19 protein-coding genes are annotated in these 22279 nt (G+C 44.7%); 11 read left to right on the top strand and 8 right to left on the bottom strand.

Annotated features, from left to right (window positions below):
- The coding region (locus QXE01_05610; protein ID MEM4970712.1) for a membrane dipeptidase at positions 1-555 on the bottom strand (555 nt) is incomplete at its 3' end.
- A gap of 282 nt (positions 556-837) precedes the next feature.
- Here QXE01_05610 and QXE01_05605 point away from each other — a divergent pair.
- Together QXE01_05605 and uppS are read left to right on the top strand one after the other, a co-directional pair.
- Complete coding sequence (locus QXE01_05605) at positions 838-1602, top strand: creatininase family protein (protein ID MEM4970711.1); 765 nt, start codon at positions 838-840, stop codon at positions 1600-1602.
- Between the two features lie 873 nt (positions 1603-2475).
- The gene (gene uppS / locus QXE01_05600; protein ID MEM4970710.1) at positions 2476-3297 is read left to right on the top strand and encodes a polyprenyl diphosphate synthase; all 822 of its coding nucleotides are present in this window, start codon (positions 2476-2478) and stop codon (positions 3295-3297) included.
- Here uppS and QXE01_05595 read toward each other — a convergent pair.
- Positions 3272-4003 (bottom strand): DUF72 domain-containing protein, encoded by a 732-nt coding sequence (locus QXE01_05595; protein MEM4970709.1) that lies wholly within the window; start codon positions 4001-4003, stop codon positions 3272-3274. The two genes, uppS and QXE01_05595, sit on opposite strands and share 26 nt — an antisense overlap.
- 733 nt (positions 4004-4736) lie before the next feature.
- Here QXE01_05595 and QXE01_05590 point away from each other — a divergent pair.
- The 5 genes from QXE01_05590 to QXE01_05570 all read left to right on the top strand — a co-directional run bounded on the left by QXE01_05590 (position 4737) and on the right by QXE01_05570 (position 10117).
- The gene (locus tag QXE01_05590; GenBank protein ID MEM4970708.1) at positions 4737-5297 is read left to right on the top strand and encodes a hypothetical protein; all 561 of its coding nucleotides are present in this window, start codon (positions 4737-4739) and stop codon (positions 5295-5297) included.
- A gap of 563 nt (positions 5298-5860) precedes the next feature.
- Positions 5861-6958, top strand: a complete 1098-nt coding sequence (locus QXE01_05585; GenBank protein ID MEM4970707.1) for a DUF1646 family protein — start codon at positions 5861-5863, stop codon at positions 6956-6958.
- Between the two features lie 457 nt (positions 6959-7415).
- A complete protein-coding gene (locus QXE01_05580; GenBank protein MEM4970706.1) occupies positions 7416-8141 on the top strand; it encodes a hypothetical protein in 726 nt (241 codons plus the stop codon).
- Positions 8142-8546: 405 nt separating this feature from the next.
- Positions 8547-8825: a hypothetical protein gene (locus tag QXE01_05575; GenBank protein ID MEM4970705.1), complete on the top strand. Its 279-nt coding sequence runs from the start codon at positions 8547-8549 to the stop codon at positions 8823-8825.
- Between the two features lie 74 nt (positions 8826-8899).
- Positions 8900-10117, top strand: a complete 1218-nt coding sequence (locus QXE01_05570; protein MEM4970704.1) for a transposase — start codon at positions 8900-8902, stop codon at positions 10115-10117.
- Between the two features lie 148 nt (positions 10118-10265).
- Here the strand turns inward: QXE01_05570 and QXE01_05565 are convergent, their stop codons facing one another.
- The 6 genes from QXE01_05565 to QXE01_05540 all read right to left on the bottom strand — a co-directional run bounded on the left by QXE01_05565 (position 10266) and on the right by QXE01_05540 (position 17746).
- The gene (locus QXE01_05565; protein MEM4970703.1) at positions 10266-10676 is read right to left on the bottom strand and encodes a hypothetical protein; all 411 of its coding nucleotides are present in this window, start codon (positions 10674-10676) and stop codon (positions 10266-10268) included.
- Between the two features lie 55 nt (positions 10677-10731).
- On the bottom strand, positions 10732-11163 hold the full coding sequence (locus QXE01_05560; protein MEM4970702.1) for an archaellin/type IV pilin N-terminal domain-containing protein: 432 nt from the start codon (positions 11161-11163) through the stop codon (positions 10732-10734).
- A gap of 288 nt (positions 11164-11451) precedes the next feature.
- Positions 11452-12117: a hypothetical protein gene (locus QXE01_05555; protein MEM4970701.1), complete on the bottom strand. Its 666-nt coding sequence runs from the start codon at positions 12115-12117 to the stop codon at positions 11452-11454.
- A gap of 339 nt (positions 12118-12456) precedes the next feature.
- Complete coding sequence (locus QXE01_05550) at positions 12457-13110, bottom strand: hypothetical protein (GenBank protein ID MEM4970700.1); 654 nt, start codon at positions 13108-13110, stop codon at positions 12457-12459.
- A 10-nt stretch (positions 13111-13120) separates the two neighbouring features.
- Positions 13121-14188 carry a hypothetical protein gene (locus QXE01_05545; protein MEM4970699.1) on the bottom strand — a complete coding sequence of 356 codons (1068 nt, stop codon included), beginning with the start codon at positions 14186-14188 and terminating at the stop codon, positions 13121-13123.
- Between the two features lie 171 nt (positions 14189-14359).
- Positions 14360-17746: a carboxypeptidase-like regulatory domain-containing protein gene (locus QXE01_05540; GenBank protein ID MEM4970698.1), complete on the bottom strand. Its 3387-nt coding sequence runs from the start codon at positions 17744-17746 to the stop codon at positions 14360-14362.
- A gap of 113 nt (positions 17747-17859) precedes the next feature.
- Between QXE01_05540 and QXE01_05535 the strand changes: the two genes are divergently transcribed.
- The 4 genes from QXE01_05535 (at position 17860) to QXE01_05520 (ending at position 22093) form a co-directional block, all read left to right on the top strand.
- Complete coding sequence (locus QXE01_05535; protein MEM4970697.1) at positions 17860-19512, top strand: type II/IV secretion system ATPase subunit; 1653 nt, start codon at positions 17860-17862, stop codon at positions 19510-19512.
- Between the two features lies 1 nt (position 19513).
- Positions 19514-21328, top strand: a complete 1815-nt coding sequence (locus QXE01_05530) for a type II secretion system F family protein (GenBank protein MEM4970696.1) — start codon at positions 19514-19516, stop codon at positions 21326-21328.
- Between the two features lie 188 nt (positions 21329-21516).
- On the top strand, positions 21517-21699 hold the full coding sequence (locus tag QXE01_05525) for a hypothetical protein (protein MEM4970695.1): 183 nt from the start codon (positions 21517-21519) through the stop codon (positions 21697-21699).
- Positions 21686-22093 (top strand): type II toxin-antitoxin system VapC family toxin, encoded by a 408-nt coding sequence (locus tag QXE01_05520; protein ID MEM4970694.1) that lies wholly within the window; start codon positions 21686-21688, stop codon positions 22091-22093. Before QXE01_05525 ends, QXE01_05520 begins: the two co-directional genes overlap by 14 nt.
- Positions 22094-22279 lie beyond the last annotated feature (186 nt).

Genomic DNA, 22279 nt, shown 5'->3' with positions numbered 1-22279 from the left:
TCCATAGTCCTTCTTGGATCTGCATGAGGATGCATATCTATTATCATAGTTCCAGGTTATAGTTAGACTTCTAACCCCGAGGAGCCATAGTATCTCTAGATCCTCGAGCCTGGATATGGGATCTGCGCCCTCAAGGCTTATCAAAATCCCTATCCTATCACTCCCAACAAGCCTATCCAGATCACCTGGTCTTGAGATAAGGGCAAGTCTATCCCTATACCTCCTAACAAGACTCCTATAGATCGAGATATGCTCAATAACATCCTCAAGAGACCCTAGAATAGGTACTGTAGAGCCGTGCCAGGAGCCATAGAGCCTCTCAAGCCTCTCAAGAATAGCTGGGCTCCAAAACTCCCTCCCAGGGAATATGGCTCCGAAGACAAGCTTCACACCCCCGGCTATGTATTTAGGTATATCACCGTGTCTCCCAGGTATATCCTTGTCAAATGTTACAGCTAGATCCTTATTAGCACTTGGATCAAAACCCCCGGTTTTAATAGCGTATGATATATCCTGGTGCATATCAGCCACAAGATATCTTGCCAGGGGAACCACCAAATGCGATAATATATCAACCAAAATATATTTCTCGTCTCTAGAGAAATAGTGACGAGGCTCTTTCGTAGTTTCTCTCTTAACACCTATATAGATTCCTAAAATAACCATTGAGATAGTGAAGTAAGTTAGTATCTCTCTCCCAGGTGATGCTCTACCTAGATAAGCCCCTAAAAGAGAACCTACGAGAATGGTTGAAGCAAAAAATTACCTGATTCTAACAGAGATATCTGAACTCTATAGAGCATATCTTTACTTTTAAGATTATGGGGCGACCTTATTATGGTGATTGAAATAGTCTTCAGATCCTCAAGCTATAAATTGGGAGAACTCACATGGGAGGAAGCACGCGAGATGCTTCGGGAAGCGGACTTTGTCGTGCTCCCAACAGGTAGCTTTGAGCAGCACGGGCTTCACCTACCACTACTCACCGATAGTATAAGAGCTGAGTATCTTAGCGAAGAACTTGCGAAGAGAGCTTGGGAGAAAGGGATTAAAGTTCTACTGCTACCAGTTCTCTACTATGGTGTGTCAGAGCATCACATGAGATTCCCAGGTACCATAACACTTAGACCAGAGGTCTATGTAGAGGTTATTATAGACATAGGTAGGAGCCTCGCTAGACATGGTGTGAAGAGATTTGTTATACTCAATTTTCACGGAGGTAATCGAGCCCCACTAGAAGTAGCTGTATCTAGACTAAGAGTAGAGGTAGGTATTAACGCGTACTTAATCCACTGGACAAGTATGGCTAGAGACGCAATACAAGAACTACTACAACCCGTGGAGCCGTGGGGACACGCGTGTGAATATGAGACAAGCATGATTATGCTTTTCCGCCCAGAACTAGTTAAAATAGATAAGATGAGAAAACCCAGTATAAATCCGATCACCAGGGCTATGAGAGAAGCCGGTGGCTTTATATACTTCGACGAGTACAGCGATACTGGTGGTTTGGGCGATCCAACAAGAGCCGATCCCGAGAAAGCTCGGGAGATTATTCGTAGAGCCACAGATAAAATAATAGAACTCTTCAAGAGACTCTAGTTTCACAGATAATATCTTATAGAATTTGTTTATATTGAGTAGAGTACCGTTTACCCGAGAGCAGTTGTTTTCACCTTCAGGCTCATTGCGGCCTCCCTTGGGCAGACTGCAGCGGTTCAGTCACCCTTGCATACCCGAGGATCGCTAATGAGCTTATTAGACTCCGAGGTTTATAAAAACACATCAGCATACCTAATAGCCCTAAAAGGACTAAACCCTAAATGACCTTAACCATAGTTTCTGCCTTATATATCAAATGAGATAGCCTTGATCTTTACTAAAATTAATCACCTAATTAGTCTGATATTGGGAGAGATTATGAATTTAATGATGAGAATTTCTAAGATCATGTTATTTTATAGTCAGATTTGTTTAATAATTTGTTTTAATTAGAATATATACGCCTACCAAGACTATTATGATCCCGTAAATTCTTCTCAGAAGATCCTTGGGCTATTTAATTAGCTAATTTAGTGCCTTAGTATCCTCCAATTACTCCTCCTAAGACGTATGCTATCGCGACCTCGTATAATGTTTTTCCATAGAGAGAATATTCTAAGCCTGATGCTAAGCTGAAGATACCCACGCTTATTAAGCTTGTGCCCACACTTTTGCTATACTTAGTTTCGCGATATACATTAAACTTGACACTATAAAAGTCTTCCTCCTATGCCGAGGTACCCCCTATTAATCCTACTAGAAAACCTGTGAGCGTTACTTTGATAATAGTGGATCTTTTGTCTGTGATGAAATTCTCATTAGAAGATTCTTGCTAGCCAGAGAAAAACATATCTAGGAGGGTTTCTAACCTCTAGAAGAACCCTATATTTATACCTAATATAATCTACTCTTCATGGGTGGCTACTAGCTATCATGCCCAGATGGCTGAGGCGTTCCAGGCTTCTCAGAAAAACCATCTCCTATCTCCTCAGAATCGCATCACCCATCATGGGCCTTGTCTACAGGGTCTACGAGGCCAGCCTTGAGGAGCAGGTTTTGAGGGGGCCTATGCCGAGGCATGTTGCCATAATACCTGATGGTAATAGGAGGTGGGCTATTCTCCAGGGTCTGCCTAAGTATGTTGGGCATGAGAGTGGATATAGGAAGATGAAGGAGGTTTTCAGTTGGCTCTACGATCTAGGCGTTAAGATTGTAACTGTCTATGCAATGTCATATGAGAACTGCATCAAGAGGCCCGAGGATGAGAGGGCAAGGCTATACTCACTCATAGAGAGGGGGTTGGAGGAGCTTGCTGAGGAAGCCGTTAAAAGGGGTGTTAGGATAAGGGTTACAGGTAGGCTAGAGCTTGTCCCCGAGAGATTGAGGAGGGTTGCTAGAGATGTTGAGAATAGAACATCTGGGTATGGGGAGAGGGTTGTTAATATAGCACTCTGCTATGGGGGTAGGCAGGAGATTATAGATGCTATAAGGAGGATAGCTAGGGATGCTAGGGATGGGAAGATAGATCCTGAGGAGATCACGGAGGAATCCTTTATAAAATATCTAGAGATAAGCCACGAACCAGACCTGGTTATAAGAACCTCGGGAGAGCTGAGGATAAGCAACTTCCTCCTATGGCAATCGGCATATTCAGAGCTATACTTCTGCGAGGCCTTCTGGCCTGAGTTCAGGAGGATAGATCTTCTTAGGGCTATTAGATCCTATCAGCTTAGGGAGAGGAGGTTCGGCTCATAGTGGATTGAGATCCCCTCACAAGGCTTCTAAACCTCCTAGCATCATCCCACATATATACGTTGTTGAAGAGAACATATGTCTCTGGAAACCCCAGAGCATATATCTTCTCTCTCAGCCTCTTCAAATCATCATCCGTATATCTATATCTATAGTTAACCTCGCCACCTCCGAGTCCGTGGAGCCTTGTATATAGTATCTCCCCACGGGATCTACAGGGATCTCTTCTTAGGAGATCAACAACATGGATCACCCCCAGATCTGTTAGGAGGCCGCATAGAGCCTCAACATTGGATCCCTCATTCCAGCTCCCCCTAGCCTCCCACCCAATTATAAAGCCCCTACCGACGATAGAGGAGAAGAAATCCCTAACCCATCTCAGCGCTTCAGGGCTATAGCCGAAGGACGGGGGTGTCTGGAAAACCACGAATCTGGCCCCCAGCTCCCTCGCAAATTCCTCGACAACCTCCCAGGCATCCATATTAGCCTTTGTAGGCTTTAGAAAGCCGTACTCGCTTGGATCTCCCTCAAGCCTTCTCCTAAGCCTCCTTATAGTAGGGCTGGAAAGACTGTGTGTAATAATCTGCCAGGCCTTAACACTAAACACAAACCCCTCAGGAGCCTCACTCCTAAGCATCCTAGCCCTCTCAACAGGGGGAGGATCGTAGAAGGTCTCCTGAATCTCTACAATATCGAAACTCCTAAACACCTCACTCCTGGACCTCGGAAAGCCACAAGTACCAACATAAATAACTATAGCAACCACCAATGTAATAATCGATAAAACGTAATAATAGATTGCTATTAAGGGGTTCTGGTTTCATTGCTGTCGTGTTGGTTGATATCACCGCTCGCCTCACACCCCCTATCCAGCCTTCCCACCCGCCCTTCGAGAGCCAATCTCCCTCGGCTATCTCCCTCGGGCGTGTGAGAGGCCTCATAGGAGCCCTTCCTCCCCCTCACAACTGATCATAGAGATCATAGTGGGCCCCTCAATACCCATTTATAGCAGGAAAGATTATAGGCATGGGGTTTTGATGGGGTTTGATAGATATATGGCATCCGCATATCTAATAGCCCTAAGAGGGCTAAGCAGTGTTGATAACAACAATTATAAACCAACATAAAACCTAAACAGCAGCCAAAGGCATATCATCTAGCTGAGCCACACATTTATCTCTACCCATTATTCTATCTATTTTTCTTCTCTCGACATAGGGTTCTTTTTCCCCGTTTACACCTAATTAGAGGTCTTCTGGGCTCTACAGATCCACAAATCCCACATCGGAAAATTAATGACTATAATATTCTATAATATTTAAAAGCATACACTGGGTATCCATAGCATTTGGAAAACCTGAAAAACATGGTCAAACCAATGGTCTTAACACCATGTAAATTTAGATATAAGTTTGTTAGCTATATTCTTTGTGGTATGTGTTTTGAGTATTGTTGCTGAGGTTATGCTTTCAAGGGTTCTTGATGAGGCTGTGAATAGAATTGCCAAGAAGGTTGCTGAGGGTAAGAAGCTATCCGAGCAAGAAATAATAATACTATATCTAGACATCATAATGAGATCTAACGAGAAGAGGTTCAACGATCTGAAGGAATACACCGATAAGAAATTCGAGGCAGTTGATAAGAGATTTGAATCGCTTGAGAAGAGATTCGATGATCTTAAAGAATATGTTGATAAGAGGATCAACGATCTCAAGGACTATGTCGATAAAAGATTCGAGGCAGTTGATAAGAGATTTGAATCGCTTGAGAAGAGATTCGATGATCTTAAAGAATATGTTGATAAGAGGATCAACGATCTCAAGGACTATGTCGATAAAAGATTCGAGGCAGTTGATAAGAGGCTTGATTCTCTTGATAAGAGGTTTGAATCGCTTGAGAGGAGGGTTGAGCTCGTATATAACGAGGTATCATCGATAAAAACCGATATTATAAAGATGATGAAGGAATACATGGAGAAACTATACGGGGGAAAGAAAAGCTGAAAAACCATAAATGGAATTCCATATCTTCTTCACCTTGATCCGCAGCAGTATGTTGAAAACCTAGCATAAGCGTTTCTCGTTTCACAGAGTTAAAAACTAAGAATTATCGTAAGAGGAAAACGCTTATGCTAGGTTGAGCAAGATTTATATACATATTAGATATCCCGGTGCTTGGAGTGAGGAGACGCCTGAGGATTATTACACTTGAGAGCCTCGTCCTTTAGGGTGGGAATGGCTAATGCCTATAGGCTTGATGCTGGTATTATGGTTAGATGATGAGATAGCAATGGGCATGGCAGCAAAACCCCTAGATGATGGCTATGAGAGATGAGGGCTAACAACCATATCCCCGAGTCCCCGAAAAGAGATAGGGTAACACGCCTGAGACCGGGCGCGGGGCTAAATCCTCTCAGAGGGGATGTAGCCCAAACCACTCCGCCCTAAAGGGGCGAGGCTTACAGTTGTAATGTTGAAATGGATCTCTAGGGGGTATATGGGATCGTTGTGGGTGGTTTTGTTTTAAATCCTGGGCTAGGTCTATATATTCGTGGGTTTCTGAGTTTATGGCTGAGGATCTTGTGATCTATTCTCTCATAGCTATTCTCGTTGGGGTTTTGATCGCTCCTCTGCTGTCTAGGAGGGTTGAGGAGAATCTCGAGGTTTTCTTTCTGGTTATGGGCTTTCTAGCCTCTCTCGTCTCGGGCAGCCTTGGTTTTAAGCTGCTTCTCGAGGCTCTTGAGACTCCTGTTATGGTTAGGGGTATCCCTATAGGTATATTCCAGGCGGTGTTGCTTGCTGGTATCCTTTTTGAGAGGTTTAGGGGGAGGCTTAGAAGGGTTCTCAGCGGTGGGAGGGCCTCCTCCGCAGCCCCTATACTCTATTCGATCCTCGTCCTTGTATTGGGTTTGGGGAGCAGCTTTATATCTGCCATCGTAGCCTCGGTCATCATAGCCGAGGTTGCTAGAACACTGGATATACCTAGGGGTGTTAGAACCTACCTACTCGTCTTGCCAGCATATGCCATAGGCGTTGGCGCAGCCCTCACACCCTTGGGAGAGCCCCTATCAACTATAGCCATCGCTAAGCTCTCTGGAGAGCCTTATCACGCTGACTTCTTCTTCCTAGCAAGGCTGCTATGGGACTACGTCCTTGTTATTGTCTTAGTGTGTTCCATCCTCTCCTGGTATCTATATAGGAGGGCTTTGAGAACCCTCGAAGCCATTGCCGCGGGGGAGCAAGCCAATGCAGGGGGGGATCGAGGTGGTGGGGGCTATCGAGAGGCTGTTGTGAGGGCCTTAAAGATATATATCTTCGTCTTCGCCCTCGTCCTTCTAGGCCACTCCTTCGACCCCATTGTGGAGAGGTATGTAATCCACCTATCGCCGGAGGCTATGTATCTATTTGGCAGCGTATCAGCAGCCCTGGACAACGCGACCCTGGTTGCGGCGATAGTATCGCCGGAGATGAATATTCTACAGATAAAATCCTTCCTAATATCGCTATTAATAGCCGGGGGCTTCCTAATCCCGGGTAATGTTCCAAACATAGTCATAGCATATATAAATGGGATAGGCTTTAGAGAGTGGGCTTTGAAAGCCCTCCCAATAGGGATCCCGATGTTCCTAGGATCCTTCCTAGCACTATTCTACCTCGGAGCCTAGAGAAGCAGATCACAGCCCAACCCCGAGGAGTCGAGTGATTCGTAGATATCCTAATAGCTGAACCGAAAAACCCCGTATATCGGGGCTGGAATCTTTTTGATGTTTAGAGTAGAAGTAATAATATTTAGATTCTGCCTAGGTGATGGGAGCGCTGCTCCAAGCCTGTGCAGGCTTACCCTAGATGGGAGCTCCATGCCGTTCGGCTCTACAGCCACCCATGAGCCTATGGGATGAGCTAGGAGAGCCCTCTGGGCGAGGTAGAATACCTAGATATGACCAAGAACTATAAAATGAATGGAATGACACCTAGGGAGAAACGGCAAGATATATCTAGGGATCCATGGTATTGAGATCTTTATTAATCTATGAATTAGGCTTGGCTAAAATTATTCGCCCATGCCTCTATGCTGGTTGGTGCTTATAAGGATGGGGTTTTGTTTTTAATAATGGGTTTGCTATGTGGAGGAGCGAGATACCGAGAAGCATCTACGCTAGGCTATATGCTAGGTGGAGGAGGGTTAGAAGGGAGGTTGAGATCATAGCATCTATCCTTAGAAGGTTCGGGGCTAGAAGGGTGATAGAGTTTGGCTGTGGCCTGGGGAGGCATGGGTATCTCCTCAGCAGGATGGGGTATGAGGTTGTTCTAAGCGATATATATGATCAGAGGTTCGGCGTTGCTAAGAGGCTTCCCTTCGCAAGATACGATCTACTTGAAGGGGGCTCCATAGGGATCTTCGATGCTGGCTACGCGGTAGGTGTTATAACCCTCTTCGAGTACAGGGATATCGTGAGGGTTCTAAGGAATATCGGTGAGAACATAGCTGGGGGAGGGGTATTCATATTCGACTATAACTTCACATCCTATGTAGATCCGGAGAGGGTGGATATAAAGATCAATGGGAGGAGATACACAGCTATCCTAGAGAGGAACTCATACAAACCACTAGACAGCGGTCTCATATACCAATACAGAGTAAGGGTGGTTGATGAGGAGGGGAGAACCGTAGGTGTTGAGGAGGCCTCATACCCAATATATAATAAGGAGAAGCTATTCAGAGCAATAGAGGAGGCAGGCTACAGGATCAAGGATATAGTGTGGGTCTCCTGGGATCCCGTGGAATATATCTATAAACCATCACCTAGAGAAGCTGATAGCGCCTTCATCGCAATCTCAAAGGAATAGCGGGCTCACAACCGTTTCTCCCTAGGTGTCATTCCATTCATTTTATAGTTCTTGGTCATATCTAGGTATTCTACCTCGCCCAGAGGGCTCTCCTAGCTCATCCCATAGGCTCATGGGTGGCTGTAGAGCCGAACGGCATGGAGCTCCCATCTAGGGTAAGCCTGCACAGGCTTGGAGCAGCGCTCCCATCACCCAGCGGATCAAAATAAATCCATGATCTTCGTAGCTTATAAAGCTTTAATGGTATCAACCTACCTCATAGCTCTGGGGGCTTGAATCGCTACGATGGTTATCAACCCATATAAACCCCCTTCAACACCAAGATATTTTTCAGCTCCAAAACCTCCTTAAAAAGAATTAAGAATAGATTTTTAAGCCCTTAAATAATATGAAATGGTTGTATCTATGAAATCCATTATAGGTATTGCTATTAGCTCCCTCTATATCGCCGTAATTCTTGTGACCATCACAGTTATAGTTGGTATTGCAGTCGCAGCATATGTGGGTGGGGTTATAAATTTAGGGATTAGCGATATCGAGATGCTGTATATCTATCCAAACTCCTCCCTAACATATGAGAACTCCTCATGGGTTCTCAGAGCTCTTATTGAGAATAGGGATGAAAATATTTTTATGTTTAAAAAATGTTTATATAGGTTGTTAGCTGAGATAAATTATGGTTAGGATGTCTGAACCACTGTTGAGATCTATGGAGGCTTGTAGAAGGCTTCAAGAATTGCTAGAGGGGGTTGGGAGGAGTGGCTAGAGTAGCGAGGACTGTTGCTGTTAGGAGCGTTAAGCTTCCTAGGAAGGTGTTTAATATTTTTGTTGAGCTTGAGGGTATGTATCGCAACATGGTTGAGCAACTGGTTATGTACGCTATTAGGAGTGATATAACTAGCTTCACAAGGCTCAAGGCAATAAATTATCATGGGATGAGAAATCTATATCCACATATACCATCTCATTATATATATACAGCGTGTCAAGACTCTAGCTCTAGGGCTAAGAGCTTTATTAAGCGGAAGAAGAAGGGCCTTGCCAAGAGAGATTACCCAGAGGTTAGGAGTATCTCGATATGGCTCGACGATCATCTCTGGGAGCTTAACAGCTTAAGATCGATCAAGATAGCAACCCACAGAGGATGGATAGAAATAGAGTTCGAGCCACATAAACAATATTGGAGGTATGTTAATAGGGGTTGGAGGCTTGCTTCAGAAGCGAGGATAAAGCTCGATAGAAAGAATAGACAGCTGATAATATATCTAGTGTTTGTTAGGGATGTGGAGGATTATAATGCAAGAGGATTTCTACCAATAGATGTTAATGAGAATAATATCACAATACTTCTTGATGGGATAGCATATCTATTCGAAACAGATCTAGGAAAGATAGTCCTGGGATATTATTATCGTAGAAAAATGGTTCAGAAGAAGTATGATAGACCATATACCGATACAAGGGTTAAGAAGAAGATTATGAAGAAGCTGAAGGAGAAGAAAAAGAAGGATGATACGAGGTGGAAGATAGCTAACATAGTTGTTAGAACAGCTCTTGAGAAGGGATATGCTGTTGTCCTTGAAAGGCTTGGTAAAAAGCCTGCTGAGAAAATGATCTCGAGGATTAAAGATAAACAGCTTAGACACAGAATATTCCAAGCATCATTCAAAGGGGTTCAAAAAGCTATTGAGGAGAAGGCCAGGGAATATGGTGTCCCGATAATCTATGAGGATCCGAGGAGCACATCGAGGCAATGCCCGATCCATAATGCTGAGATAGTATATGAAAACGGATCCAGAGTCGGGGTATGTAGTGTTGGTGGGGAGAAGTGGCATAGAGATGTTGCATCTCTATGGAACCTCTATCTCAGAGCCCGCCCGGGTGATGGGAGCGCTGCTCCAAGCCCTGGTGGGCTTATCCTAGATGGGAGCCGCGTGCCGTTGGGCTCGACAGCCACCCATGAGCCTATGGGATGAGCTAGGAGAGCCCTCTGGGCGAGGTAGAATACCTAGATATGACCAAGAACTATAAAATGAATGGAATGACACCTAGGGAGAAACGGGAGAGTATGATGTGAAGATCTATACAAAGAGCGGAAAAATATTCGCTACAAGGGTTAGGGTTCTATAGCTTGAGTATAATGATCTCTGGAACATCATCCTTTATATAGGCAACAATCTTACCGCCCTCCATAGCGCCGAGAGCCTCAAGATCCTTCCTGATATTGGTGAGCCTAGCAATCTTCCCATTAATCTCCTCAAGAACCTTCTCGAGAACCTCGAGCTCCCTTAAAGGAGAGGGGTTAACAATAACCCTAACACCCTTGAGATCAACCTGGTATGAGCCCTCCTCACCAGAAACCTGAACACCAGGGGATAGCTTAGCAATAACCTCTAGAATCCTCCTCTGCCTCTCAGCCCTAGCCCTAAGATCCTCGACAACCCTTATAAGCTCTCCAAAAACCTTCCTATACTGGGCAATCTGGCTATCTATATATCCAAAGAGATCCTTAAAGGATGTAAACTCTCTAATCAATTTATCCACCTCATAGAGTAATAGTTAGCAGGGGATATAAAAAAGATATCTAGAGCTAGCTAGCAATAACCTCAGTATAGAAGGTGTTTCCAGCGACCGTTACAACCTTAATTGTATATCTAACCCCGCTAATAAATGCTTGGGCATTATTACTACATGTCAGATCCGAGAAAGTGTATGTGGCTCCAGGCTGTATTGCCTGAGTTCCCGAGAAGCATGTGTAGTTACCCACATATATTGCTACTACACTTGAACTTGTGGATCCAGCATTTCTAACGCTTACATTAAGCTTCCAGACGTTACTACTATTATATAGGGTTGCGTTAGGGAGCACTACCAGCTGTTCTGAACCTCCTACAGTTGTTCCGAATAGCCCTGTCATCCATGCCACTACTGCTATTGCTATTACCAGAGTTATCGCTATCAATATTATGGCAGCTATCAGAGGCTCTAGCCCCTTTGCTCTATACCTATACACCCACTTCATATTATCCCCACGTAATAAGGGATTACGTGTTAATAAGCTCTAGCCCCTCTTTTTAAAGATCTCCCTTCTAGATCTTTCCTTTTGATATATGTGCCCTGGTATTACCTCCCTAGTTATTCTTTTAATATAAATACCCTCCGATCTTGGCCACATAGATCTCGTTGATTCTATCGGTTTAGCTTAAATATATTTCCTATTTCTTTTATTCCCCCAAGTAAATTTCTCCTCCTTTTCTTTTCTTAACTAGAGGCTTTGTTCTTGCTTTCGGGTTTCTCTTTCCCTATCTCTTCACCCTGTTTTTATATATTTTTCTCCTCCACACATAGGTTTTCCAGGATCTTCTACCTTTTTTGCGAAGTATGTGCATATCTTTAGCTCTGGCTCGTATAGGAGGCATGTTACACAGCTGATACCCCCTATCTCTATGGGTTTTGAGGGCTGGCTCTCTGTCTGTATCGCTGTTGGTGTTTTGATCTCTTGGGCTTCTGCTATCCTTGGGGCTTCCTCTAGAGATGTTTTTACTGGTTGCCTTGGCCTTGCCTCCTCTATTCTGATCGCCTTAGCCTCGGCTTTTTCAACCACTTTTCTGAAGACCCCCTCTATTGCTGCCATAGCCACCTGCCCTCCCCCTGGGGGTTCGTATGCGATCTCGACTTCGACTATTGTTGTTCCAAGCTCCTGGTATACCTTGAACTCTGCTCTGAGCTTGTTAGGCTCTAGAGATGTGTAGACAACCCTGTCCCCCTTCCTGCTAACCACTATATGGATTGTATCTAGATATGTTGTTAGAAACCTCCTATATGTTATCGAGAACTGATAGATCCCCAGCTCTCTATAAAACCTCACATTTGAAACACCTGGAACACCCTCGAAAAGATCTATAGGGTCTCTGAGAGCCTCTAGAAGAGCCTCTGGATCCCTGTTAGAGCTAATGGCAAACCTCAGACTAGGCAATAGATCACCCCCATAGCTATAATGGCTATCCCATCACCCTCTACAGAGTATTCACCATAGAAAAATATATTTACAAGGCAATACCACATATAAAGCCTACTTCTTAGGATGGGAATAAATATTATAAACCCTTTATTAGCATTCTCCCAAGTCCTTGTAACGGCTGGCCAAGAGGAGGCTGGCCAGATATAAAGGGATACCATGAGAAGCCTGGGAAACATAGAATAGAGTATGATCAGATATAAAAAACCCGATAAGATCATAGAGGATAGATCAGATACTTCGAAGACATAGCCTGTTAACCAAGTCTATCATAACAGAGGATCTGAAGATCTACATCTATGTAAGGGGAACCAGCAGCGGGGTTGCGACATATCTATCATTAAACCTAGTCCACATAACTATATAGAGATACCTTGTATTGGGATCAGATATAGATATGTTTAGAACCAAGAGATGCGAAGGCCCTATAAGACCCAAGCTATATATATTGATACTATTCTGTAAACCCATATCCCTGAGAGAGACCCAGGAGCCACCATACTTTGCATAGAGATACTGGGGCGAGACGCTGGAAGAGATCTGGAGAGGGTTGAAGGATAGATTGCCCAGGAATCTATTAGAAAGGGATAGGTTATACCCAACCCTGCTGGGATCCACCTGTCTGAGGAGCCACCAAGTAGGCGTAACAGCAGAGCTGTTATATATAGAAACACCTACGCTATAGCTGTCAGAAAGAATACCTACCCTCAGAACACCCACATAGACTATACGAGTGGAAGAGCGATTCTCAATAGATATCAGAGAAGCCTGGAACTCAGATAAACAGAGATCAGCGAAATATGTAAAAGCATTCTCAGAATACCTCTGAGAAACCCATGAGTTAGCCAGGAAAAAGCCAGACAAGCCTATTATGAGGACAAGCACAACAAGGATCACAGAACTGAGAAGCTCAGACTGGCCAGAGAGAAACCCGGAAAATCGAAGGGACATAGGATCACCACTACACAATAAGCTTCATACCCTGGATAGAGAGATACTCAATACCCACATAATAACTCCCATTGCCAGTGTTCTGATCGAGAATAATGTCGATTTCGAGTGAGTAGACACCTGGAGGCGCTTGCGAAGATCCCTGCTTCAGCGGGATTAACATGATCACGTCCCATACTAGGTAATCACTATTGCTCTTAGGCTGCCAGCTAAGAAAGGTAGATGAGGAGCCATAGGAGTTTGATCCACTAGATACAGATCCATTAACGCTAATATCTAGTCTAAAATTATTACTATTCATATTAACACCGACTACCACTATTCTGAAGAGGGCTAGCACTGCATAGCCTTGCTGGGTTAGGTTCAGCACGTCTCTGAACTTAAAGCAAATATAACCTTGGTTTTTATTGTTAAGACTGAACTGAATTAAATTACTATTATTATCTTTAACTGATAGTAATTGTTTGTCATATGGAGGTATATTTCCTATGTATGGATTTCCCTTGCTTGAGCAACTGCTGCTACCATATGTCACATTTATTTTTCCTGCTTGGTTCCATGCTCCCATGTCTTGGGCGAATATTGTGTTGTCTGGGCTTATGATCCCTGTTGTGTTGGGGTTTAGCGATAGTTGTGATTGTATTGCGTTATATCTCTCCCTTACTGGGAATACGTTTCCTCTGGCAGTCATTACATAGCATATTCTGTCCAGTCCATAGCTGTTTGCCGTTGTGTTTATGCTTCTTATTCTGTCGCTTGTGTTTATTGATATGTTTGTCTTTAGTAAGAGTGTGTTTAGATTACATCCATTTCCGCTATCTATTACTGCGAGGACTATTGTTGCTGGTATTGATCCTATGTTCTTGAGGTATATAGATCCAGATTCATAGACTACCTCGAGATCTTCAGATCCTCTCTGAGCCTCGAAATCCCTCACCTGGTTAAGAGCCCTTATCATGGCCCCGCTTGTGTTGTTGAGGTAGATTAGAAGGGGTATTATAGTTACAATGGCTATGGAAATACCTATTATGAATGCAAGCACACCCGCTATAGCCTTTCTAATGGCATCTTTATTCATGTAACTACCATCCATAGGATATTTTTATCGCGGCTTATATATATCTGCATATAGTTTTTCTTCTACAAGGGATCTGCCAGATAGAGAGGTGGGGTTCCACGTGTTATCTATAAATAGCTTCTATCTATCTACGAACTACTTAGGATCACCGCTTCTCTTCTCATCCTCTTTTCAGGCTTCTTCCTCCATCTTCCTCTCAATATATCTTCTGAGGTATCTCGAGATCACTGCTACCGCTGCTATGATGCCTATCGCTATATATATGAATGTGTATCTCTGTAATAGGTTGAATATCGTTGGCTGTAGCTGGAGTGTGATGCTGCTTCTATCTAGTGGGAGCGTTGCCTCTAGCTTGTTATAACCCTGTGCTGAAACCTCTACTATGTAGGAGCTATATGGTATTCTGAATGGTGATAACCCGTTATTATCTGTTATCCCTGTGACCTCTATCGACGGGTTCTCAATGCTTTTAATAGCTATGGTTGCTCCCTGCACCGGCTGCCCAAGATCGTTTATAACCCTCACAGAATAGTCCATGATCCTCCTTGCAAGGGCTATCTCGATCCTTCCCCCGCCTATATCGATTCTCCTGCTGATCTCCACCCTGCTATATATCTGCGAGGACTGCTGTGTTGGCTCAACAACTATTCTAGCATCTCCGAAGGGTATTGATGTGTTGACTATATATGAGGAGCTGTTGATCTCACCGCTATATTCAATTTTATCTCCTATATATATCGAAACCCTCAGAGGTGCTATAGGCCTTCCGCTAATAGGATCTGAAATAGCTATCGAAACATGTTGGAGTGTTCTATTAACCCTCAAAGTGATCTCCTGCCTATCAACCCTAAGAGACCCTGTGAACGGAGTATACATACTTATATTGCTGGGCTCGATGCTCACGACATAGTCTCCAAAGCTTATGCTGGGAACGACAAGGGATCCATCGTCAGATGTTACCCCCCTAAACACAGGGGTGCCGGGGATAGCCCTGTATATAGATACTGTTGCACCCTGGACAGGGGATCCAAAGTCATCTAGAACCACAAGCCTAACAGGTATCTCTCTAGGCCTTAAGCTGATCATAAGGCCAATAGATTCTCCAGGCTCTCTCAACCCCACACGGGTCTCCGAGCTATAGAAGAAAGGCGATTCAACAACAACCCTGTAGACACCTAGGGGGAGCTTGACAGCCTCGCCAGGCCTTATAGAACCTAGATCCCCTGTTAAGAGGGGCCCCTCACCAAATAGCCTGATCACCACCTGCCCCGGAGGAGCATTCTCCCCAGCCTGTCCGAATATCGAGAGGTTAACCCTAAGCGTGGCGATCTCTACAGTTAATATAAGATCCAAGGGGCCTGGAGCTGAAACGTTGAAGACACCCCTGGCAAGCACAATACCTCTCCACACAAGCATAGCCATGTGAGCCCCCCTGCTTAGGAGAAGCTCTTGGGGTGCATCGCCCAGCACCAGCGAGGTCTTATTATCTATGACAAGGACTAGACCTGGAGGAGCCCTCTGGATAGAGGCTGTGTAGGGGCTCTCAGGGTTGTAGAAGTATGTGGAGAGATTCACCCTATATAGGGTTGGCCCTACAATCTCCACGTTGCTGTGGGGAACAGAGATCCTAGATCTATACTCTGCCACCCCACTCCTCACAAAAGCTTCGTACTCGCCCGGGGGTAGATATAGGATTGAAGATCCATTTGATATGGGGGCGGCTGCAATAATCTCACCCCCCTCATAGATCTCAACCCTGCCCTCCGGGATTGAGAGGGCATAGCTAGAGACAAGATCTGCTATTGTGATAAAGGCTCGAAGTATAGTCATATCCAGAGGACATCTATCCCTAGCAATGCCGGCAAGCCCCCAGGCTATATAGGCTCTATCCGATGTAGCTATATATCCAACACCGTTTGAAGATATATACACACCAACACCAACCCCTATTGGAACACCTAAGTAGTCGCCCCCCCTTGTGCAGGGCATAGACCCTGTGGGGGATAATCTATAGATATGTAGATCACCCCTATCGTTAACCGCGCCTAGAACACCATTTCTATAGGATGCAGCGAGGATCTTACGGGGGATATCAGCACCCCAGAAGGCTATGTGATAACCCCTCACCCCATCATATAAGAAGTAATATACCCTCCCACTGGGAAGCATAACAGATACACCTAAGCCGTTATCGTCATAGCCTATCCAAGCCCTATCAATGGGGATTCTAGGCAGAACATACCATCTATACTCATCACCTCCAAAGGATATCACACCAAGATCCTCTCTATAGTATATGAATGCCAGTGCAGGAGATCCCTGTATGCAGCATCCAACCACAACCCCTAGATAGCTCCAGGGGGTATTCACAGTGTTGGGTCTCACAAGCTTGACCTCGACTGGATATAGGAAGATGGGTACAGGCTTGCCAACCCTTATCTCCTCTGGAGCACCCCTGAGATCGACTATAGAGGCAAGCGTAACATTAAGGCTAGGTGCTATGGGTACTAGCTCCCCAGCACCTCTAACCATTGTGATAGGGGGTATAAGGATCTGTCTGGTATATCTAGCATCGATCGAGATGGTTGTGAATACCCCTCTATACTTTATATATGAGGTGATGTTCCAGCCAACATATCTAAACCCTATACTCAGCTCCTCGCTGAGATAGCTTGGATGTGTTATCCTCACGAGATAAGTTGTGTTATAGGGATCCAATATAGGTAGCTCTAGAGAAGCAGATCCATTTGCTGCTACAGCCTGTAATAATAGGGGTCTCCCAACCGCTGGCTGGGATAGGTTTGCTGAGATCACAGCACCGTCTATGGGGGATCCTGTCTCGTTGCTTACATTGAATATAGCTATTATTGAGGGGGGTCTATATATTGCTAGGATCAGCGATGGATCAACCCTCATAGAGCCTCCAACAGTGGATTCAGCGGGGGATATGTCTATCACATAGCCCTCGGAGTAGTTATAGATAGCAGTGCTCCTCTCAGGCCCTATCTCAGCCCAACCACCCCTGGTAGCCCTGTACATATATAGATATCCACCAATATCCAGCACAGCTAGATAGGGATCGCCACCTCCCCCAACACCTATAGCTACCTTTTTAATCGGATATCTAGAAGCCTGTATATAGAAAACCTTTTTATCGGATATGCTGTAGATAAGCACCTCGCCCCTCTCATCCCCAACAGCTATATATCTTCCAAAATCCCCATCAGAGGCGATAGCGGTTGGAGCGCCAGTGAGCATGTATATATGCCTCTCAACACTCCCTGAGGATCTGTCTATGTGGATTGCCTCAAACGCATAGCCCCCTCCGGGGTTTTTGCCTGCAACACCGATTACATTAGATCCTGGGGCTGAGGCCGATATCGAGGCTATGATTGAGAGGTTTGTGTAGGATGTTCTGTAGAGGCTATAGAAGTCCATTCGATCTCCTGTGGGGGTGCCCCCTTGCTGCCCCTGTATGATGTATATGTTTTGGGGGGTGATAGAGGCTATCACTAGGATCAGGGCTAAGGCTCTCAGCATTAAATCCCTTCCAACCATATAGATCTAGATCCTCCATCTAACTCTTCTTAAAGCCCCTTATATATAGATAGTCTGCATAGAAGTATCAATCAATATATTAGCCCTATAATGCATAATCTCTATAGAGGTTTATGAAGATCCCTAGGTTTCTTGGGTTTAGAATATTTAGAAAGGCTGAAGGGAGATCTACAAAGACATATAAACAACAGACGCCTCTAGAGGTTTCCGGATATGCTAGATATATAAGGCCACCTATAATGCCTCTGAGGGAGAAGCCTAAGGGAGAGGTTGTTGAGAGATACTCCATATATGATCCATGGGCTATGGCATTTATAATCCTATCAGAAGACACAGGGGAGTATATATACTATGTTGATGAGGTCCCCCTCACAGAGGATGAGCTTAGGATCTATAGGAGGGTTGTTGATTTCCTAATGTGGGAGGCTGGTGAGCTCAAAGAGGGTGAGGATCCTAGGGAGTTCATATCTAGAGAGGCTAGGAAGGCTGTGGATCTCTTTAGGATTAGGATGGGTAGAACCCCATCGGTTAGCTGGAGCAAGATCCTCTACTATATTGAGAGGGAGATAGCTGGTTTCGGAGCTATAAACACCCTAATGATGGACCCAAACCTTGAGGATATATCATGCAACGGCGTTGGGATCCCTATATATGTCTATCACAGGAAATACGAGTCTATGCCAACCAACATTGTTTTCAACACATCCGAGGAGCTAGACTCTTTCGTGATCAAGCTGGCCCACATGGCTGGTAAGCATATCTCTGTAGCTTTTCCAATTCTCGACGCCTCTCTCCCTGGGGGGCATAGGCTTGCTGCGACGTTTATGAGGGAGGTCAGCCAGAAGGGATCTACATTTACTATTAGGAAGTTTAGGGAGGATCCCATAACTATTGTGGATATGATTGGATTTGGAACCGTGTCGCCGCTTCTAGCAGCATATCTATGGATGGCTATTGAGTATAAGAGGACAATATTGATTATGGGTGTGACTGGGAGTGGTAAGACAACCCTTCTAAACTCTATATTGAATCTCGTGAAGCCTAACTACAAGATAGTGACTATAGAGGATACACCTGAGATAAGGCTTCCAACTAAGAACTGGGTTCAGCTTGTTGCGAGGCCAAGCTATGCGGCTGGAGAATCAAGGGCTGGCGAGATAAGCCTATACGACCTTGTAAGGGTTTCTCTGAGGTATAGACCAGACATAATAGTCGTGGGCGAGGTAAGAGGTGCAGAGGCATATGTGCTATTCCAGAGCATAGCCACAGGCCATGGAGGTGCAACAACGATCCATGCTGAGAGCATAGACGCAGCTATAAAGAGGCTTACAAGCCCGCCTATGAATATACCAGAATCATATATACCTCTAATCAACATAGCCCTCATGATCGAGAGGGTATCTATAAGGGATAGAGAGGGGAGGGCTAGAGCCACTAGAAGGGTCACCAGGGTCTGGGAGATAAGCAGGGAGGGGGTGCCCATACCGATTGGGAGGTGGAGCCCCTCCAAGGATATACATGATCTCGTGTTGGAGAACAGCGAAGTGACGAAGTCGATCGCTGGCACCGCCGAGGTAGATGTTAAAGCGATATATGATGAGATCTCTAGGAGGGCAATGGTTATGAGGTGGCTCTACCACAAGGGTATAAGGAACTATAAGGATATAGCTTCTGTGATCTATAGATACTATAGAGATCCTCAATCGGTCCTTGAGAGAGCCGAAGCGGATCTCAGAGCTATAGAGGATACAACCCCAGGTGGCTAGAATGGCTAGAAAGGCGAGGAGCCTTGAGAAAAAGGCTCCAGAGGGGAGGAGAGGGGCCGCTATAACAACTGTGAAGCCTAGGCTGATATACGATCTAGACTTTCTATTCCTACTACTATTCGATGGCATAGCCAGGAGGGTTGTAAAGGCATTCGAGCTTGATAGGGCTATAGCATCGGCAATGATAAGAACCCACCCGCTTGTATATGGTGCGAGGGCTATAGGCTATACAGTGCTTGCCTCATTAATCGGCGTTGCATTGATAGGAACATCACTGATATTTAGGGGCAACATATTTGTTTTCGCATCAATGCTCCTAGCAGGGATATTACTCCCCATAATGGTTTTCACAGTATTCATAGCATATCCAGTTGTTATGAGGAGTAGGAGGAAGAATCTAGTAGAGTCTGAGCTGCCCTTCATAGCATCATACGTATCTATCATGGCTAGAGGCGGTGTTTCTATGGCAAGGGCTATGGAGGCTTTCAGGAGATCCACACTCTTCCAGGGGCTTAGGATGGAGGCTAACGAGTTCTTCAGAAGAATAGGGCTTTTCGGGAGAGACCCGCTAACAGCTTTCGAGGAGATAGCCTCTTACCATCCATCCCAGATGTTCAGGGATTTCGTGCTCGGATACGTGGTTACCCTGAGAACCGGTGGGGATGTGATCCACTATCTGGAAACCAAGGTTGAGGACTTCTTCAGGAGGCAGGGTGAGATGATAAGGCAGATGGTTCAGAAGCTAGGCGTCTATATAGAGATCTATATGTTAGTAGCAATTGTGGGCGGCATCTCGCTCTTCGTGTTATTCACATCTGCAGGCGGCATACAGGCTGGGGGGTTATCGGCTGGAGGCTATGACCCCATGATCCTTATATTGTTTAACTTCCTCGGCCTTCCAGCCTTCTCAGCCGCGATTATATATGCAGCCCATACAGCACAGCCCAAGTGGGGGCTGGGCTTCAAGGATGTATCATATGTAGCCCTCTTCTCAGCCCTCATAGCGCCTCTTAGCTATCTAACCACCATTATCCTAACAGGTGGCTACCTAGTATTCAGCGGCATCTTCACAAGGCAGAGTGTTCTAGGCCAGGTTACAGGTGTTTCCGCTGCCCTCCTTACAGTCTCTATACCGACTTGGCTTAGATATAGGAGTGCGACGAAGGGGTTGAGGGCTCTTGAGAGGCATGCCTCATCCTATATAGAGGATGTGAGCGAGCTTAGGAAGACAGGTCTCTCCCCAGAGAAATCGCTTATAGAGGCTGCTAAGAGGGATCACGGGCCTCTGAACCCGATTGTTAGGAGGTTAGCTGCAGCGCTTGAGATGGGTCTTGATCTAGAGGAGGCTGTTAGGAGGAGCATATATGGTATTAGGAGCTGGTTGATAAGGGTTATGTTTAGATTCACCATAGACTCAATAAGGGTTGGAGGTGGAAGCCCAGAGGTATTCTATCTTCTGGCAAGGTATTCAACGTCTATTTCAGAGGCCTATGAGAGGCTCAGATCTAGCCTTAGGATATATGTTATAATGCCATATATAGGGGCTATACTGTTCATGGTAACAAGCATAGTCTATCTATCCCTAGTAATAGCACAGCCAATACCAGTTATAGGGGGTAGGATAGATATAACATCTATCCACAGGCTAAACCTAATAGCAAGCACAGCATCAATAGTGAACTCATGGATAATGGGGTTAGTAGCAGGTAAAATCTCAGGCCTATCCATAGGCGAAGGATTTAAACACGCATCGATAATAACGATCCTAGCTACAATAATAGCCTGGATCTTCTCATTAGCAACAATGCCCCCATAACCCAGAAACCAAAGACCTCCAGCTATAATGATCTTCCCTCTATAGTAACAAATCCATACATTGTCTACAACATCACTAGATCTTCTGTATACAAGAAATTTATCAGCTAGTAATACATAATATATATATGGCTGAGTATTATGAGCGTGGTTGTGAGCATTCGTGTTCCCCGCAAACTTAAGGAACAAATGGATATGCTGAAAGATTATGTCAATTGGAGCGAAGAGATCAGAAGGTTTCTTGAGAAGCGGGTTGAGGAGCTTCGTAGAAGACGCGTATTAGAAGAAGTAAGGAAAGTTATTGAGCAGCTACCCGAGGTTCCTAGAGGGGTTGTTACTCAGTATGTGAGGGAGGATCGTGATAGTAATTGATGCTTCCTCATTAGCCAAGTATCTATTGAGAGAGGAGAACTGGAGAGAGATTGAAGGCTACCTGCTAGAGCCTGTATATTCCATTGATCATGTTGTTAAAGAGGTTACTAATGCTATATGGAAACATGCAAGAACACATAGGTATATATCTAGAAACACCGCCCTGGTTATCTATAATCAGCTCAAGAGACTCGTGGATGAGAAGATAATACTTATCGAGCCTCAAGAGAAATATCTAGATAGAGCCTTCATAATAGCTCTAGATAATGATATACCCATCTACGACGCCCTATATATAGCACAAGCATTAGAATATAAAAAGCTACTCACAAGCGACAATAAACAAGCAACCATAGCCAAAAAACTTGGCATAGAAACTATTCTTATCAGCTGATCCCTCAGAGGCTATTTTCCTCAGGTGAATAGTAGTCAAGGGCAGGGAGGAGGCTGGTTTATATTTTATATGGGACGAGGTAGAAATCTTATATGGTGTGTGTTTGAAAGATAAGGTGAAAACTAGTATTGTTGTTGATCGGGATCTGTGGGAGAGGTTCAAGTCTAGGGTTGCTGTTGAAAGAGG

This window comes from Sulfolobales archaeon (genome assembly GCA_038897115.1).
Taxonomy (GTDB): domain Archaea; phylum Thermoproteota; class Thermoprotei_A; order Sulfolobales; family AG1; genus AG1.
The sequence above is the reverse complement of the archived record's forward strand: the minus strand, read 5'-3'. Positions and strand labels throughout refer to the sequence as shown.

Bases quoted from the DNA above. Each gene is read 5' to 3' on its own strand.
- QXE01_05550 (MEM4970700.1), bottom strand. From the start codon at position 13,110: ATGTCCCTTCGATTTTCCGGGTTTCTCTCTGGCCAGTCTGAGCTTCTC.
- QXE01_05560 (MEM4970702.1), bottom strand. From the start codon at position 11,163: ATGAAGTGGGTGTATAGGTATAGAGCAAAGGGGCTAGAGCCTCTGATA.
- QXE01_05580 (MEM4970706.1), top strand. From the start codon at position 7,416: ATGTGGAGGAGCGAGATACCGAGAAGCATCTACGCTAGGCTATATGCT.
- QXE01_05525 (MEM4970695.1), top strand. From the start codon at position 21,517: ATGGATATGCTGAAAGATTATGTCAATTGGAGCGAAGAGATCAGAAGG.
- QXE01_05605 (MEM4970711.1), top strand. From the start codon at position 838: ATGGTGATTGAAATAGTCTTCAGATCCTCAAGCTATAAATTGGGAGAA.
- QXE01_05540 (MEM4970698.1), bottom strand. From the start codon at position 17,746: ATGGTTGGAAGGGATTTAATGCTGAGAGCCTTAGCCCTGATCCTAGTG.
- QXE01_05585 (MEM4970707.1), top strand. From the start codon at position 5,861: ATGGCTGAGGATCTTGTGATCTATTCTCTCATAGCTATTCTCGTTGGG.
- uppS (MEM4970710.1), top strand. From the start codon at position 2,476: ATGCCCAGATGGCTGAGGCGTTCCAGGCTTCTCAGAAAAACCATCTCC.
- QXE01_05545 (MEM4970699.1), bottom strand. From the start codon at position 14,188: ATGAATAAAGATGCCATTAGAAAGGCTATAGCGGGTGTGCTTGCATTC.
- QXE01_05535 (MEM4970697.1), top strand. From the start codon at position 17,860: ATGAAGATCCCTAGGTTTCTTGGGTTTAGAATATTTAGAAAGGCTGAA.
- QXE01_05575 (MEM4970705.1), top strand. From the start codon at position 8,547: ATGAAATCCATTATAGGTATTGCTATTAGCTCCCTCTATATCGCCGTA.
- QXE01_05530 (MEM4970696.1), top strand. From the start codon at position 19,514: ATGGCTAGAAAGGCGAGGAGCCTTGAGAAAAAGGCTCCAGAGGGGAGG.